General features: G+C 63.0%; 15 protein-coding genes. 3 read left to right on the forward strand and 12 right to left on the reverse strand.

Going from position 1 to position 15,476, the window contains the following annotated elements:
- The first annotated feature begins 40 nt into the window (after positions 1-40).
- The 3 genes from PCS43_RS26935 to PCS43_RS26945 all read left to right on the forward strand — a co-directional run bounded on the left by PCS43_RS26935 (position 41) and on the right by PCS43_RS26945 (position 3,265).
- Entirely contained in the window at positions 41-967 is a 927-nt protein-coding gene (locus PCS43_RS26935) for a hypothetical protein (RefSeq protein ID WP_003941753.1), read from the forward strand.
- The gene (locus PCS43_RS26940; protein ID WP_270923137.1) at positions 964-1,731 is read left to right on the forward strand and encodes a sensor domain-containing protein; all 768 of its coding nucleotides are present in this window, start codon (positions 964-966) and stop codon (positions 1,729-1,731) included. The genes PCS43_RS26935 and PCS43_RS26940 overlap by 4 nt, the downstream gene beginning before the upstream one ends.
- A gap of 142 nt (positions 1,732-1,873) precedes the next feature.
- Positions 1,874-3,265, forward strand: coding sequence for a glutamate decarboxylase (locus tag PCS43_RS26945; protein ID WP_209908893.1), 1,392 nt, complete (start codon positions 1,874-1,876; stop codon positions 3,263-3,265).
- Positions 3,266-3,348: 83 nt separating this feature from the next.
- Here the strand turns inward: PCS43_RS26945 and PCS43_RS26950 are convergent, their stop codons facing one another.
- The 12 genes from PCS43_RS26950 to PCS43_RS27005 form a co-directional block, all read right to left on the reverse strand.
- Positions 3,349-3,840: a hypothetical protein gene (locus PCS43_RS26950; protein ID WP_245361455.1), complete on the reverse strand. Its 492-nt coding sequence runs from the start codon at positions 3,838-3,840 to the stop codon at positions 3,349-3,351.
- Between the two features lie 131 nt (positions 3,841-3,971).
- Positions 3,972-5,336 carry a DNA polymerase IV gene (locus tag PCS43_RS26955; RefSeq protein WP_042452844.1) on the reverse strand — a complete coding sequence of 455 codons (1,365 nt, stop codon included), beginning with the start codon at positions 5,334-5,336 and terminating at the stop codon, positions 3,972-3,974.
- Positions 5,337-5,372: 36 nt separating this feature from the next.
- The gene (locus PCS43_RS26960; protein WP_003941748.1) at positions 5,373-5,711 is read right to left on the reverse strand and encodes a TfoX/Sxy family protein; all 339 of its coding nucleotides are present in this window, start codon (positions 5,709-5,711) and stop codon (positions 5,373-5,375) included.
- A 68-nt stretch (positions 5,712-5,779) separates the two neighbouring features.
- Entirely contained in the window at positions 5,780-8,893 is a 3,114-nt protein-coding gene (gene ileS, locus PCS43_RS26965; protein ID WP_073512233.1) for an isoleucine--tRNA ligase, read from the reverse strand.
- Between the two features lie 281 nt (positions 8,894-9,174).
- Positions 9,175-9,489 carry a hypothetical protein gene (locus tag PCS43_RS26970; RefSeq protein WP_007733197.1) on the reverse strand — a complete coding sequence of 105 codons (315 nt, stop codon included), beginning with the start codon at positions 9,487-9,489 and terminating at the stop codon, positions 9,175-9,177.
- Between the two features lie 49 nt (positions 9,490-9,538).
- Entirely contained in the window at positions 9,539-10,366 is an 828-nt protein-coding gene (gene wag31, locus PCS43_RS26975; protein WP_003941722.1) for a DivIVA-like cell division protein Wag31, read from the reverse strand.
- A 141-nt stretch (positions 10,367-10,507) separates the two neighbouring features.
- Positions 10,508-10,786, reverse strand: coding sequence for a YggT family protein (locus PCS43_RS26980; RefSeq protein WP_003941780.1), 279 nt, complete (start codon positions 10,784-10,786; stop codon positions 10,508-10,510).
- A gap of 189 nt (positions 10,787-10,975) precedes the next feature.
- Entirely contained in the window at positions 10,976-11,626 is a 651-nt protein-coding gene (locus PCS43_RS26985) for a cell division protein SepF (protein WP_003941752.1), read from the reverse strand.
- 85 nt (positions 11,627-11,711) lie between these two features.
- Positions 11,712-12,461, reverse strand: coding sequence for a YggS family pyridoxal phosphate-dependent enzyme (locus PCS43_RS26990; protein WP_007733204.1), 750 nt, complete (start codon positions 12,459-12,461; stop codon positions 11,712-11,714).
- 6 nt (positions 12,462-12,467) lie between these two features.
- A complete protein-coding gene (pgeF, locus tag PCS43_RS26995; RefSeq protein WP_051649556.1) occupies positions 12,468-13,235 on the reverse strand; it encodes a peptidoglycan editing factor PgeF in 768 nt (255 codons plus the stop codon).
- 108 nt (positions 13,236-13,343) lie between these two features.
- A complete protein-coding gene (gene ftsZ / locus PCS43_RS27000) occupies positions 13,344-14,531 on the reverse strand; it encodes a cell division protein FtsZ (protein ID WP_003941788.1) in 1,188 nt (395 codons plus the stop codon).
- A 239-nt stretch (positions 14,532-14,770) separates the two neighbouring features.
- Positions 14,771-15,409 carry a cell division protein FtsQ/DivIB gene (locus PCS43_RS27005; protein WP_007733212.1) on the reverse strand — a complete coding sequence of 213 codons (639 nt, stop codon included), beginning with the start codon at positions 15,407-15,409 and terminating at the stop codon, positions 14,771-14,773.
- Positions 15,410-15,476: the final 67 nt, after the last annotated feature.

Below are 15,476 nucleotides of genomic sequence, written 5' to 3' on the forward strand. Positions count from 1 at the left end.
CCGGGTCACGCACTCTGCAACTGCGGCTAGCCTGGAGCGCGTGCCACTGCTGTCCACGACCGGCCGACGCGTTCCGTTCGCCCTCGCTGCCCTCGCTCTCACCACCGTTCTCACCGCTTGCGGCGACTCGGATCAACCTCCGAACACCCCGACCTCCTCGCCGAGTGAGGTGACTGTTCCGGTGACCGCCGCGACGGTCGAAGTTCTCGAGGCGGGAAGCGAGCCGCGCGAGGTTTTGCGTACGAACTTGCCTGTCGGCACCACGCAGACGGCGACGCTCGTCACCCAGGCCGTCGTGAGTCAGCAGATCGATCAACAACCGGCGCAGGATTTCTCTTCGCCGGAGATCACGATCCCGCTCTCGGCAAACGTGACCGCTGACGATCCCACCGCAGTCGTTGACCTCACGCTGTCGTCGATGACCTCGCCCGATGCAACGCTGCAGGCTGCGCTGAGCGGGGCCGACGGGTCTGCGGCCGGATTGTCGGTCACGGATTCGGGCGCCATCACCGCCCTACGGTTGAAGCCCTCCGCCAACTCGGCCAATGCTGCCCGCGCTGCAATCGAACAAGCGCTGGGCCAAGCGGTCTACCGGACCGTTGCACTCCCCGACGCTCCGGTCGGTGTCGGCGCACGTTGGGTGGTTCGGCAGCAAGTCAGCAGCGAAATCCTGCTCGATCAGACAACCACCGTCACGCTCACCGCGCGCGAGGGCAATCGGCTTTCGCTCGCGGTGGACGTATCGCAGACCCCGCAGAGCCCGGTCTGGAACCTGGCTGGTGACGCCGGAACGCTGAACATCGATCAGTACGTCATGGCCGGCTCCGGAAACCTCACCGTCGACCTCTCACTCCCCTTGCCGATCGACGGACAGATGACCGTCGGCGGCGACCAGGCATACGGCGACCCGGACAGCTCCTCGGTGATCCGGCAGACCATCTCCAACAGCATTCGGTGGGAATCGTGACACGCCGGTCGCTTCTCGCACTTGGTCTGACCGCAACGGCGGCACTGTTCGTCGTGACCGGTTGCGGCTCGGACGACTCGCCTGGTGCCGACACGACTACGCAGGTTTCCGCCCCACAGGTCGGCTTGGCGCCGTTCACGGCTGCTCCGGCCGCACCGCTGAGCGGGGCGTCTCTCGACCGTGACGGCCTGCAACGAGCCGCGCTCACCCTGTCCGAGCTACCTGCCGACTTCGACATAGTTCCCGACCCGGTCGACGACCTCGGCCTCGCACCGGCGCCGGAGAGTTCGGAGGCGGACAAGTCGAGCACCGACCCCGCCGTCTGCGCCCAGGTTCTGGCGCCGATAGCCACCCAGGCTCCCGGATCGGTCGCCGACCTCTCCGACATGTTCACCGGCCCCGATTTCACGAGCATCGATCAGGACTCTGCTTCGTACGCCGACGGCACCGCGGCAGCAGCAGCTTTCGAGAAACTTCAGACCACGCTGGCCGGGTGCGCGGAGTATTCGGGAACCGATGCCGACGGAACGACAATCACCTATCGCGTCGGCGGAGCGTCGGACCCGAACGTCGGCGACGCGTCTTTCGCTTTCCGAATCATCACGGAGAGTGGCGGTTTCACCTTGGTCGCCGATGCGATCGTGGCCGCAGTCGGGACCACGTTGACCCAGGTGTCCGCAACTGCGCCGAGTCCGATCGCCCCCGACGTGCTGCACTCGATGGCATCGGCCGCCGCCGATCGCCTGCGCGCACAAACGCCCTGACAACGAGCGGATTGGTCGCGTCTCGGCCTTTCGCGAATGATTCGGGACCACAGACCCTTTGACAACTGCCCGTCCACACTGAACGGTGAGAGTAGGTACGAAACAGACCAACGCGACACACTGATGTGAGGAGCCAGAGTTCATGCCGGAACCCAGAAGGTCAGATCACACCGATTACGTAGCCGTCAATCCGATCTTCTCGAGGCCTGGCGAGGATTCGGTTGCATCGAAGTACACACTCGAACCCGACGGCATGCTTCCCGAGACCGCGTATCAGATCGTCCACGACGAAACGATGCTCGACGGCAATGCGCGGCTCAATCTCGCGACGTTCGTCAGCACGTGGATGGACGATCACGCCACCAAACTGTATGCCGAGTCGTTCGACAAGAACATGATCGACAAGGACGAGTATCCGCAGACCGCCGCGATCGAAACCTATTGCTGGCGCATCCTTGCCGACCTCTGGCACTCGCCCTCCCCCAAGGACGCAATCGGCACCTCGACGATCGGTTCGTCCGAAGCCTGCATGCTCGGCGGCCTGGCGATGAAACGACGCTGGCAGCACGCACGAAAAGCCGCGGGCAAGTCCACCGAAAAGCCAAATCTCATCATGAGTTCCGCGGTCCAGGTGTGCTGGGAGAAGTTCTGCAACTACTGGGACGTCGAAGCGCGTTACGTGCCGATCAGCGAGGAACACCGCACCCTCGACGGTCACGATCTGGACAAGTATGTCGACGAGAACACCATCGGCCTCGTCGCGATCATGGGCGTCACGTACACCGGGATGTACGAGCCGGTCCTGGAAATCTCGAAGGCACTCGATGCGATCCAGGCGAAGACGGGACTCGACGTCCCCATCCACGTCGACGGCGCTTCCGGTGCGATGATCGCACCGTTCCTTCAGCCCGAACTCGAATGGGATTTCCGACTACCGCGCGTCCACTCCATCAACACCTCGGCGCACAAGTACGGGCTCGTCTACCCCGGCCTCGGCTGGGTGGTCTGGCGATCGCAGGATCTACTTCCCGACGACCTCGTCTTCAAGGTGAGCTACCTCGGCGGCAGTATGCCGACCTTCGCACTGAACTTCTCGCGTCCCGGCGCTCAGGTGATCCTGCAGTTCTACTTGTTCCTGCGTCTCGGCCACGACGGCTATCGCGCGATCCAGCAGTCCTCACAGGACGTGGCGAAATTCCTCGCCGAAGGAATCGGGAAGCTCGACGCCTTCGAATTGTGGAACGACGGTTCCGACATCCCGGTCTTCGCGTGGCGCCTCGCCGAGGGCCACACGTCCAACTGGACGCTGTACGACCTCTCGGACCGGTTGCGAGGCAAGGGCTGGTTGGTGCCGGCCTACCCCATGCCGGACGATCTCGCGGATCTGACAGTGCAGCGCATCGTGGTTCGTAACGGACTGAGCATGGACCTGGCGGCCAATCTGCTGCGCATCATCGAAGAGGAAACCGCGTTCCTCGACGAACTGGACAGCCCGATGCCGCGGCCGCGCGTCACCGAGGGATTCCATCACTGACGTCGCTTACCACGTGAAGAGCGGCCGCCCACTCCACTTCGGGAGTCGGCGGCCGCTCTGGTGTTTCAGGTGTTACCGAGAGATCAAGCAGCGCAAGCCGGCGAGGTCAGACCTGCAACGCCGACGATCTGGCAAGCGGTGGTCTTCGAGAGCTTCCAGACGCCGTCTTCGTAGACGAACGACGCCTGCAGGCCCTGCTGCAGCGGCTGGCCGTTGACGACGATGTTCAGCGAAGCTGCTGCCGTCTCGCTGCCCGTGTCGGTGACCGGGTCGAGGATCTCGACCTGGGCGCCGGCAGCCTTGGCGGCAGCGGCGACCTGGTTGATCAGCTCGGGATCCTGCTCGGCGCCCTGGACGAGGTTGACCTTGTCTGCGGCCGGAACGCTCTCGTCGAGTGCCTGAGCGACCTTGGCGTTGAGCTCAGCAGAGGTCGGGAGCTCGGGAGCGGGATCGCCGGAGGGCGTGGTGGTAGCCGTCGTGGTCTTCGATGACGTGGTGGGTGATGCTTCCTTTTCACCCGAGCTACAAGCGGTCATCGTGAGGGCTGCTGCGATCGCCACTGCTGCAACGGTCATCTTCTGAAGCTTCAACTTCTCAGTCCTATCCATTCGGGTGTTCACATTCGAGCGTCAGTCGAACATCGTGCTTGCTCGAGGATCGTCGACAACATTACCCAACGGTAAGCGGAAAAAGTCTAAGGACATCCTCAGAGAAGGCTGTCGACCGCATCTGCTACCTCGAGCACCTCATCCGATTCGGCGAAGGTTTTGGCGATTCCCGTTCCGCTGGAACGGGTTTCGAAGCGAACGGTGACCACACCGTGCCCGGCGCCCTGCACCCAACCGTGTCCGTATTCTGGATGCTTCACGTCCAAACCAGGGTGCCAGTAGCGCTGAGGGACGCGTGCGGCCACCGGAACGTCGAGTTCGGCCTCATCGAGGGCGCCCGTGAGAGTCTCGACCGGATAGCCGGGAACATCCTGATCCAACTCGGGAAAAAGTGATCCTTGCCGAACGGTGGACAAACCGGCGAATCCCACACCGACCAGGCGAATCGGCCCCAATTCCTGTGGATCGATGACCTGTTTCTGCGCAGTCGCGATGAGGATTTGGCGGTCGATGGTGGCAAACGGCAGCGTCACGGATCGAGTCAAGATACTCATATCGGACTTCTTGAGCTTCAGTACGACGGTGCGAGCAGCTCTTCCGTCCTTCTCCAGCCTGGAAAATGCTGCACGACCACTACTTTCGACGGCGGCGCGCAGTTGCGCCATCGTGACGATGTCTGCGGCGAACGTGGATTCCGCGCTGATCTGCTTGGATTCGGCACGCTCGGCGACCGGCCGATCGTCGATCCCCTGTGCGAGCCGATGCAACCCCGGTCCGACAGTGGTTCCCAGTATCGACGCCACCTCCGCTATGGGAGTGCGGGCAAACCCTCCGATGGTTTCGATGCCGAGACGCTTGAGCTTTTCCTCGGCAACAGGGCCGATCCCCCAGAGCTTTCGCACCGGCAGTGGATCGAGCAACTCGTGCTGCATCCCGGGAGGAATCACTGCGACGCCGTCGGGCTTTGCCAGTCCCGACGCGATCTTGGCCACCTGCTTACCTGCGCCGGCCCCGATCGAAGCGACCAACCCGGTCTCGGCTTTGATCAACGCCCGCAGGTCCTCGCAAAACGCGCGGACCTCGTCAGCTCCGACACCGGCCAACTCCACCGGTTCCCCGAAAGCCTCGTCCACCGACAGTTGCTCGAGGATCGGCATACGAAGGCGCAACGCGTCGAACGTGCGTTTACTGAGAACCGAGTACAGGGACATCCGTGGCGGCAATACCACCGCTCCACCACCGACCATCCGGCGTGCTTGATGCATCGGCATTGCCGATCGCGCACCGAAAACTCTCGCTTCGTAACTTGCCCCGGCCACCACCCCGCGCCCGCCCAAGCCGCCGACCAGCACCGGGCGACCTCGCAGAGTGGGACGCGTCAACTGCTCGGCGGAAGCGAAAAACGCATCCATGTCGAGATGCAGCACCCACCTACGACTTCGTGTGGGATCACCTTGATTCATCGGGCGTTACGGTTCTCTCAAAAGTAGGTGCAGAATTTACGTCCGCGCCTTCTTCTTCGGCGACTTCTTTTTCGGCAGGGGCAATACGTCGGCAGTCCGTTGAATGAAGGCGTGCAGGTGATCGAGGTCCTGCAACCGTTCCTCCGTCACCCGGTAATAATCCTTCGCTCCCGGGTACGGCGGAGCCAGATCGGCCTCTGATCCGAACTCCGTACTGACCTCGGTGGGTTTGACGAACAGAACGTCTCCGCAGATCAAGCCCACGATCTTCTCGTCGCAATACAATCCGTACTCGCCGAACATCGCCCTTGCCCGCACGTCGAGCGGTTCCAACTGCTCGAGAATGCGCGCCACGGTTTCCTTGCTCGTACTCATGAGAGCAAACTACTCCGGCACCCCGACATACAGACATTCATCGGAGAGCCGGAGTAGTCGCGTCGGTACTAGACCTTCGTGATTGCGGCGCGGATACCCTCACCGAGATCGACGGCGTCGTCTCCCGCTTCACCCACCGAGAAGGAGGTGGCCAGAACCTCACCGGCGATCAATTCGCGATGACGCTCTGCCCACTCCTTGCAGTCCTGCGGAACCTCGAGCACGACGTTGATCCGGTCCGAGACGTCCAAACCGGCGGCACGGCGCGCATCCTGCAACTGACGGATACGGTCCTTGGCCCATCCCTCGGCTTCGAGTTCCTCCGTCACAGCGGAATCGAGTACGACCAGTCCCGCACCGTCCGGCAGAGCAGCCGTCGAATCCGGCTCGGCCGCAACCAGTTTCTGCGTGTACTCCTCGGGCAGCAGTTCGATGCCCGCCGCAACCACGACGCCGTCCGCGTTCTCGGTCCAGTCGCCCGCCTTGACCGCCTTGATGACAGTCTGAACGGACTTGCCCAGACGCGGTCCTGCAGCACGCGCGTTGACCGCGATCTCGAAGCGCCCGTGCACGTCGACGTCATCGGTCAGATCGACCTTCTTGACGTTGACCTCGTCGGCGATCAGTCCGAGGAACGGACGCAGACGCTCGGCATCCGGCGCCGCAACCGTGACCTCGGGCAGCGGAAGACGAACACGCAGATTCTGTGCCTTGCGCAGGCTCAGCACCGTGGAGCACACGGTCCGGACGTCGTCCATCGCCGCTACCAGGTCGGGGTTCGCGGGGAGCTCCGACGCCTCGGGCCAATCAGCCAGGTGAACCGAGCGCTCCCCGGTCAACCCTCGCCAGATCACCTCGGACACCAACGGCAACAGCGGCGCAGCGAGACGCGTCACGACCTCGAGCACGGTGTGCAGGGTGTCGATCGCGTCGCGATCCTCGTCCCAGAACCGCGAACGAGACCGTCGCACATACCAGTTGGTGAGCGCATCACAGAACAACCGAAGCTCGTCGCACGCACCGGCGATGTCGTTGACCTCGAGGGCCTCGGTGATCACGTCGCGGGTGGTAGCGAGCTTGGCCAGGATGTACTGATCGAGGATGTTCTCCGAATCGGTACGCCACACCCCGGATTCCGGCGCGTACAACTGCAGGAAGCTCCAGGCGTTCCACAGCGGGAGCAATGCCTGACGCACACCTTCGCGGATGCCCTGCTCGGTCACGATGAGGTTTCCGCCGCGCAAGATCGGCGAAGACATCAGGAACCATCGCATGGCATCGCTGCCGTCGCGGTTGAACACCTCCTTCACGTCCGGGTAGTTGCCCTTGGACTTGCTCATCTTGAGTCCGTCGTCGCCGAGCACGATGCCGTGCGCAGCAACGGTTTTGAACGCCGGACGATCGAAGAGTGCGGTGGCCAGCACGTGCAGCGTGTAGAACCAGCCGCGAGTCTGCCCGTTGTACTCGACGATGAAATCGCCCGGGAAATGGCCCTCGAACCATTCACGGTTCTCGAATGGGTAGTGCACCTGCGCGTACGGCATCGAACCGGATTCGAACCAGCAGTCGAGCACCTCGGGAACGCGGCGCATCATCGACTTCCCGGTCGGGTCGTCGGGGTTCGGGCGGACCAGGTCGTCGATCATCGGGCGATGCAGATCGGTCGGACGCACACCGAAGTCTGCCTCCAACTGATCGAGCGATCCGTAGACGTCCGTACGCGGGTACTGCGGATCGTCCGACACCCACACCGGGATCGGGCTGCCCCAGTAGCGGTTTCGGCTGATATTCCAGTCGCGTGCACCTTCGAGCCACTTGCCGAACTGGCCGTCACGGATGTGCTCGGGCACCCACGTGATGTCCTTGTTCAGCTCGACCATGCGATCGCGGAACTTGGTGACCGCGACGAACCACGAGGGAACCGCCATGTAGATGAGCGGCTGCCCACTGCGCCAACTGTGCGGGTACGAGTGCTCGATCGTCTCGTGCCGCAGCAGCTTTCCAGCGGCCTTGAGGTCCTTGATGATGACCGGGTTGGCGTCGAAGACCATCAAGCCCTCGTACGGCGGAACCATCGAGGTGAACTTTCCACCCGGATCGAGCGGCTGCACGACCTCGATACCGTTGGCCGTGGCGACATCCATATCCTCCTCACCGAAAGCCGGTGCGAGGTGGACGATTCCGGTTCCGGAATCGGTTGTCACGTAGTCGGCCGAAAGCACGACGTGCGCGTTCGGATGTCCGAGGAAGAAGTCGAACGGCGGTGTGTACGACAGTCCGACCAACTCGGCGCCCTTGTGACGGGAAACGACCTCGGGGTCCTCCCCCAGCTCACGTGCGTAATGAGCAACCCGTGCTTCCGCGAGCACGTACCGCTTTCCGTCCTCGCCGAGCACCTGGACGTAGTCGACCTCGGGATGAACCGCAGTGGCCAAGTTGGACGGCAGTGTCCACGGAGTCGTGGTCCAGATGATCGCGTTTGCGCCGTCCAATGGTGAACCCGGAGCGACCAGCGGCATGTCGACCGTGACTGCAGGATCCTGACGCATCTTGTACGCGTCGTCGAGACGAGTCTCCTGATTGGACAGCGGAGTCTGCTCGTACCAGCTGTAGGGCAGCACGCGGAAGCCCTGATAGATCAGGCCCTTGTCGTGCAGCTCCTTGAAGGCCCACATGACGGACTCCATGAAGTCGACGTCCAGGGTCTTGTAGTCGTTGTCGAAGTCGACCCAACGTGCCTGGCGGGTGACGTAGTCGCGCCACTCGTCGGTGTACTTGAGCACCGAGGCCTTGCAGTACTCGTTGAACTTGGCCAGACCCATGACTTCGATCTCGGCCTTGTCCTTGATGCCGAGTTGCTTCTCCGCTTCGAGTTCTGCGGGCAGTCCGTGGCAGTCCCAGCCGAAGCGTCGCTCGACCTTGCGTCCACGCATGGTCTGGAAGCGCGGCACCAGGTCCTTGACGTACCCCGTCAGCAGGTGACCGTAATGCGGCAAACCGTTTGCGAAGGGCGGTCCGTCGTAGAAAACGAACTCTTCGCTGCCGTCCCGATTGGAAACCGACGCACGGAAGGTGTCGTCGTCGTCCCACTGTTTCAGGACTTTCTGTTCCAGTTCGGGGAACTTGACTCCGGTGTCGGCGGGGACACCGTAGTCGACTTTGGGATACCCGTTACTCGCCATGGCGATCTCCTCGTGCCAGTCGGACTCGGCACGGGGACGACGTGGCGCTTGTGCGCCGACACCGCGGTACCACCCCGTTTGCACCCCGTAGATCCGCGCTTGGATCCCGAGGTGCCACTCGATCGAGCTGTGACGGGCTCACCCGTTCGGTTCTACTGAGTTCTGGGCGCCTGAAGCGACAAGAACCGTTCTTCCGAAAGCTCCCCGGTGATTGCCGGATCACAGCCTGGTATTCGTGTTGGACAGTCTAATACTCGTCCTGGACCTTGTCGGAACTCGCCCTAGGACTTGTCGGGGCCACCCGGCGACTCGCCATGATTTCTCTGATTGTCATCGTTGGCGGTGGCTGCATCGTCGATCGACGAATTCGAGGAACTCTCGACTCGACCGTAAGGCGACGACATTCCGCTGCCCGATGCCGGGTCATCCAACGAAGGAACCGCCTTCCTGCTGGTCAGCGCACTGACCAGCAGGAGGACGGCACCTGCTACACAAATCGCGATACATGCCCACGCCCAGATCAGCGACCCTGTGGTCAGGGCGACGATCAGGAGAGCGAAACCAACTCCCGCGAGAACCAACGTCACGACCAGCACGTATCAACCTTTGTCCGGTCCGATAGCTGAGCCGACGGGGCGCTCTCGGTCAGCTGTTTCCCTTGGCGAAGGACGGGCTGTAGGAATCCTGTCCACCGTCGACCGGAACGGCCGAGCCGCGCTGTTCGAGCTCTTCGAGCTGCGATTCCAGGTAGGACTTCAGGCGCACCCGGTACTCGCGTTCGAACGTCTTGAGCTGCTCGATACGGCCCTCGAGGACCGAACGCTGCTGGTTGATGGTCGCCATGATTTCGGTGTGCTTCTTCTCGGCGTCCGCCTTGAGAGCGTCTGCCTTCTCCTGAGCCTGGCGAAGCTGGGTCTCGGAGCGAGTCTGAGCGTCGGTGAGCATCGCCTCCGACTTGTTGCGCGCATCCGCGATCATGCCGTCAGCCTTGCTGCGAGCCTCGCTCATGAGCTGCTCGGAGTTGGTGCGGGCACTGCCGAGCAGCTGCTCGGACTCGGTCTTGGCATCGTTGGTGAGGCGATCCGCCATCTCCTGAGCCAGTCCGAGGACCTTTGCGGCCTGCATGTGGGTGTCGCCACTCTGCGGCGCTGCAACGGCAGCGGCGGCGGGAACCGGCGCTGCAACAGGTGCAGGCTTGGGCGGTTCGACGACCCGAGCGGGCTCCGGCTTGGGCTGCGCTGCGACGGGTGCTGCCTGCTGAGCAGGTGCCGGCGACTTCTTGGCAGCCGCGAGCTCCTGATCCAGCTCACCTACGCGCTGGCGCAGGTCCGCATTCTCTTCGATGAGCTGCGACAGCGCCTGCTCGACGAGGTCGAGGAATGCGTCGACCTCGTCCTCGTTGTAGCCACGCTTGCCGATAGGCGGCTTGCTGAACGCAACGTTGTGCACGTCAGCTGGAGTCAGTTGCGGCATGGAAGGATCCCTTCACGCGTCATTTGGCGGTCTAGCAAGCATTCAGTTGCAACACAGTCTACGTAGTGGCGAACTACGTAGTGGCGAACCACTGGATGAGTTATGGCATCCATTCTGGCATACCACTCACTCGGACTGCGCTCAGCGAACAACCGACATCAGGATGATGACGATGAAAAGCAAGACCATGATGGATAGATCCAAGCGAACTCCACCGAGGTTGATCGGGGGGATCAACCTGCGGAGCAGTTTCACCGGAGGATCGGTGATCGTAAAAATGGTTTCGAGAATGACTGCGACCAATCCGGTCGGTCGCCAATCTCTGGCAAACGAACGAACGAACTCGACGATCACTCTGCCGATCAGCAACAGCCAGAAGACAACCAGCACCAGATAGATCACAGAGAGAAGCGCGTCCACACCCTCACTCTGCCTGACTTCTGCGGTGTGTCCAAAACAGACACACCGCAGCAATTCCGGAACCGGTCCGCATCGAGTCCGTCTTGTAACGGCCGGCGATGGGTCCGAATGCGGCGTCCGCCGAGGCGGGCCGCCGTTCGAATGTGCTCACGTCACCCCTGCTCAGGGGCCGGACTGCGGTCGAGACCATCATTTCTGGCTGTAGAAACCCGTCTCGGCGATCCGACGGCGCTCCTCGGCGGAAACGTCGATGTCGGCCGGTGAGAGAAGAAACACTTTGGTGGCTACCTTGTCGAAAGAACCACGCAATGCGAACGCCAGGCCGGCCGCGAAATCGACCAGACGCTTCGCGTCGGCGTTGCTCATGTCGACCAGATCCATGATGACGGGAGTGCCGTCCCGGAACCGCTCACCGATCGTGCGGGCCTCTGCGTAGCTCTGCGGACGCAGTGTCGTGATCTTGGCGAGCGGGCCGCCGTCGTCGACAACCGGCGCACGTCGCGCTTCGGGTCGCTCTGCGCGCGCGTCGACCGCGAGGTTGCCACGGCTTGCCGGGCGCGGCGCCATCGCCGGGCGGCTGCTGCGGCTGGGAACGGTGTCGACGCGGGGCCGGGAATCGTAGCGATCGAACTCCGCGTCCTCTTCGTCACGACGACTGGGCGCGTAGCTCGCCTTCGAGAAGGCAGGTTCGACGAACTCGCGGTCGTCGCGCTCGGCATAGCCGTCGTGACTACGACGGGGTGCGCGGCGAGCCTGATCGGGCTCCTCCACGTATTCGTCCTCGTAGTCATCGAGGGGAACCATGCCGAAGTAAGCCTTGAACTTATGCAGGTTGCTCATTGATCGACCTTCCTTGGCGCGGCGGAATCAATCCGACTGCGACCGGTCGCAGCGGTGTGGACGGGTTGGGCGATCACCTGAGCGATCACCTCGAGATTACTGGTCGTGAGCCGAGCAGTGCGGTTCCGACACGCACGCAGGTTGATCCGTGGCGCACTGCAGCCTCCAGATCGCCGGTCATACCGGCCGAGAGTTCGGTTGCCCGGGGATGCGATTCGAGGATCAAAAGATGTGCCCTGCGGAGGATTTCGAACTGCTCGTCCGGATCTGATCCAAGCGGCGGGACGGCCATCAGTCCCGCGAATTCGAGACCTTCGGCTGATTCGATCCGCTCGGCGAGAGGCGTTAGCTCGCCCGTCGGAACTCCGCCACGCGCGGGGTCTCCGTCGAGACTTACCTGGATGAGCGCCCGGAGCGGCTCCGTGCGCTCACCGTCCGACAAAGCACTCAGCGCAGCCCGATCGAGTGCATCGACCAGTCGCGCACTGTCCACCGAGTGAATTGCATAGGCCCACTTCGCTACCGACCGAGCTTTGTTGCGCTGCAACTGTCCGATCATGTGCCAGCGAACCGGATCATCGATCGCGCCCGTCTGTGCAGCGCCGTCGAAGTCCGCGACCTTCTCCACTGCTTCCTGCTCACGAGACTCACCGAATTCACGGCAACCCAGTTCGTACAGGATTCGAGCGTCGGACGCCGGAAAGAATTTGGTCACCGGCAGCAGTGCTACGTCGGAAACCTCGCGACCGGCGGCAAGGCAGGCGGCCGCCAATCGCGCCCTCACCGAGTCGAGTGCCGTCGATATTTCTGTCAGCCGCATTTCCGTCTCGCGCATTTCTGCCTAGACGGTTTCCTGCGCTGCGGGCGCTTCCATCCAGATCACTGCAGCTTGACGCCCGGTCAGAGATTCTCGGCGATGACTGAACAACGCGCGATCCTCGATCGTGCACCGCGGGTCCTCGGCGACACCGGACACACCCGCGGCGAGCAACTGCTTACGCAGTCCCGCACGCAGATCGAGCCCCGGCGTGCCCTTCTCGGTGCGAGTTGCGCTGCCCGGCAAGTGCTTTTCCACGTCCGCGCGCATCGCAGCGGGAACCTCGTACTGGCGTCCGCTCGCAGCCGGACCGAGGAAGGCGCCGATACGCGAAACGTCCGCGCCCTGACGCACCATCTCCGCGAGGACGCGCGGGACGATACCGATGCGGGCACCGATCCGTCCGGCATGAACGGCCGCGATCACACCGGCCTCCTCGTCGGAGAGCAGAACGGGAACACAATCTGCACTGAGGGTGGCGAGCGCCAGGCCGGGAACAGTGGTGACCAGAGCATCCGTCGCCGGAATCACTTCGTCGGTCGGTTCCGTCACGACAGTGACGTTGCGCGAATGGATTTGTTCCATCCACACGAGATGGTCAGGCTCGACGCCTATTTCGCGTGCCAGACGTCGGCGATTCGCATCGACGGCTGCCGGATCGTCTCCGACGTGATCGCCCAGATTGAACGACTCGTACGGTGACGCGGAAACACCACCGGCTCGGCTGGTCACGACGCGGCGAATGCGGGTGCGGGTGGTCGACTTCTCGGTACTCAAGATAAGTGTGCTCACAAACGTCGAAAGTTGTCGTCCGGCTCAGACGTGACCGGACATCCAGTCAAGAACAGGGTACCCAGAAATTCCGGGCACCCTGTTCTCGAAACTGTTTGTAGCCCTACGTCAGCGACGCATGAAGACCGGCACGTCGACGTCGTCGTCGCCCTCGTCTTCCTGGACCGGCGCATGGCGGGGGCCACCGATCGGAGGCAAGCTGCCCGAACCGGTGGTCTCGCGCGCTGCGGAAATCGGCTGCTCGCCAGCAGGTTCGGCGGCCACCGGCGACCGGCCGACCTCACCCGCGCGCCCGGCGCCGATAGCTCCACGTCCCTGCGCGGTCGACTCCACGGGACGACGAGCCGGAGCTCCTCCGTCGAATCCCGCAGCGATGACCGTCACACGAACCTCGTCACCGAGTGAATCGTCGATGACCGTTCCGAAGATGATGTTGGCGTCGATGTGGGCAGCTTCCTGCACCAGCGAAGCCGCCTCGTTGATCTCGAACAGACCCAGATCGCTACCGCCGGCGATCGACAGGAGCACGCCGCGGGCGCCTTCCATCGAAGCTTCGAGGAGCGGGGAATTGATCGCGGATTCCGCCGCCTTGATCGCGCGTCCCTCACCCCGCGAGGAACCGATTCCCATCAACGCACTACCGGCACCGGACATGACACCCTTGACGTCCGCGAAGTCGACGTTGATCAGACCCGGAGTGGTGATGAGGTCGGTGATGCCCTGGACGCCGTTGAGGAGAACCTCGTCCGCGCTGCGGAACGCGTCCATCAGGCTGACGGCCGCGTCACCCAGCTGGAGCAGGCGATCGTTGGGAATGACGATCAGCGTGTCGCAGGACTCGCGGAGCGCCTGGATTCCGGTATCCGCCTGTCCCCCACGACGCTTGCCCTCGAAAGAGAACGGTCGCGTCACGACACCGACGGTGAGTGCGCCCAGCTTCCGGGCGATGCTTGCCACGACAGGGGCACCACCGGTTCCGGTGCCACCGCCCTCGCCTGCGGTCACGAACACCATGTCGGCGCCCTTGATGACCTCTTCGATCTCGTCCTTGTGATCTTCGGCTGCCTTGCGACCCACTTCCGGGTCGGCACCGGCGCCGAGGCCACGGGTCAATTCACGACCGACGTCGAGCTTGACGTCGGCGTCACTCATCAGAAGGGCTTGCGCGTCCGTGTTGACCGCGATGAACTCGACTCCCTTGAGTCCCTGTTCGATCATGCGGTTGACTGCGTTCACGCCGCCGCCGCCGATGCCGACGACCTTGATTACGGCGAGGTAGTTGTGCGGGGGCGTCATCGGCTCTCGCCTTCCGTGTCGTGTTTCACGCTGCTTGTCAGTGCTGCTGTCTTTGTTACTGCTGTTTTTGTAGCTTCATGCTCTTCGAGAACAACCCTAAACCTCAACCACAGGGTTAGAGTTATGTCAAGTATTCGATCTGAAACGAAACGCTATGCACCGTCGTCGTGTTCCGCCATTAGGCGCGCCGAGACACACCGAAGTATTTGCTGCGCACTGACGCACGGCTGCACCGTGCGCTATCGGACCGTCGGCAGATCGGGACTGGACACGTCGTACGTCTGCCCCGGTTGGGTCAACAGCGGAAGCGTCACAGCAGCCTTACGATCCGAGTGCTCGACACCGCCCCAGTTTACGACGCGACCGTCGAGCAGAGTCAGCGTGACACTCGAAATCGACCGAGCGGCAACCTCTCCCACTTGAAATCTCAGATCCGGCGGCAACACCGACAACACCTCGAGCGCGGCAAGCGTCGGCTCGTCGTTCCACCCGGGCGTCGGTGTCACCAGACGCGGAACCCCGGGCGGCGGGACGCCCATCTCGAAGTCGACGCCCTTCTCGTCCAGCAGGTGTGCACCCTCAGGTGAGTCGACGAAGACGACCGGTACCCGTTCGGTGACGGTGACGCGGATAGTCGACGGATACATCCGCTGCACACGAGCCGAGGCCACCTTCGGAATCGTCGCCACACGTGCGGCGGCGGCGCCGGTGTCTACCCGCATCAACGGCTGACCGGTCGGTACGGCCAGGAGCGAAAGGATCTGTTCCTCACTGACGGTCGTCGCACCGAGAACTTCGGTGCCCCGGACCGAGAGCACCGGAGACAACCAAGCCGTCAACGCAATTCCCACCACCAGCACGATTGCCAGCGGTGCCACGATCAGCGGTCGCTTGAACCACTTACGAGTCGGTGTGGGTTCGGGAGCCGGCTCCGTCGACCGCGTC

The organism is Rhodococcus sp. C-2 (genome assembly GCF_027854095.1).
Lineage (GTDB): Bacteria > Actinomycetota > Actinomycetes > Mycobacteriales > Mycobacteriaceae > Rhodococcus_F > Rhodococcus_F qingshengii.

Coding starts and splice junctions, on each gene's coding strand:
- PCS43_RS26945 (WP_209908893.1), top strand. CDS start 1,874: ATGCCGGAACCCAGAAGGTCAGATCACACCGATTACGTAGCCGTCAAT.
- PCS43_RS26950 (WP_245361455.1), bottom strand. CDS start 3,840: ATGACCGTTGCAGCAGTGGCGATCGCAGCAGCCCTCACGATGACCGCT.
- PCS43_RS26955 (WP_042452844.1), bottom strand. CDS start 5,336: ATGAATCAAGGTGATCCCACACGAAGTCGTAGGTGGGTGCTGCATCTC.
- PCS43_RS26960 (WP_003941748.1), bottom strand. CDS start 5,711: ATGAGTACGAGCAAGGAAACCGTGGCGCGCATTCTCGAGCAGTTGGAA.
- ileS (WP_073512233.1), bottom strand. CDS start 8,893: ATGGCGAGTAACGGGTATCCCAAAGTCGACTACGGTGTCCCCGCCGAC.
- wag31 (WP_003941722.1), bottom strand. CDS start 10,366: ATGCCGCAACTGACTCCAGCTGACGTGCACAACGTTGCGTTCAGCAAG.
- PCS43_RS26985 (WP_003941752.1), bottom strand. CDS start 11,626: ATGAGCAACCTGCATAAGTTCAAGGCTTACTTCGGCATGGTTCCCCTC.
- PCS43_RS26990 (WP_007733204.1), bottom strand. CDS start 12,461: ATGCGCGAGACGGAAATGCGGCTGACAGAAATATCGACGGCACTCGAC.
- ftsZ (WP_003941788.1), bottom strand. CDS start 14,531: ATGACGCCCCCGCACAACTACCTCGCCGTAATCAAGGTCGTCGGCATC.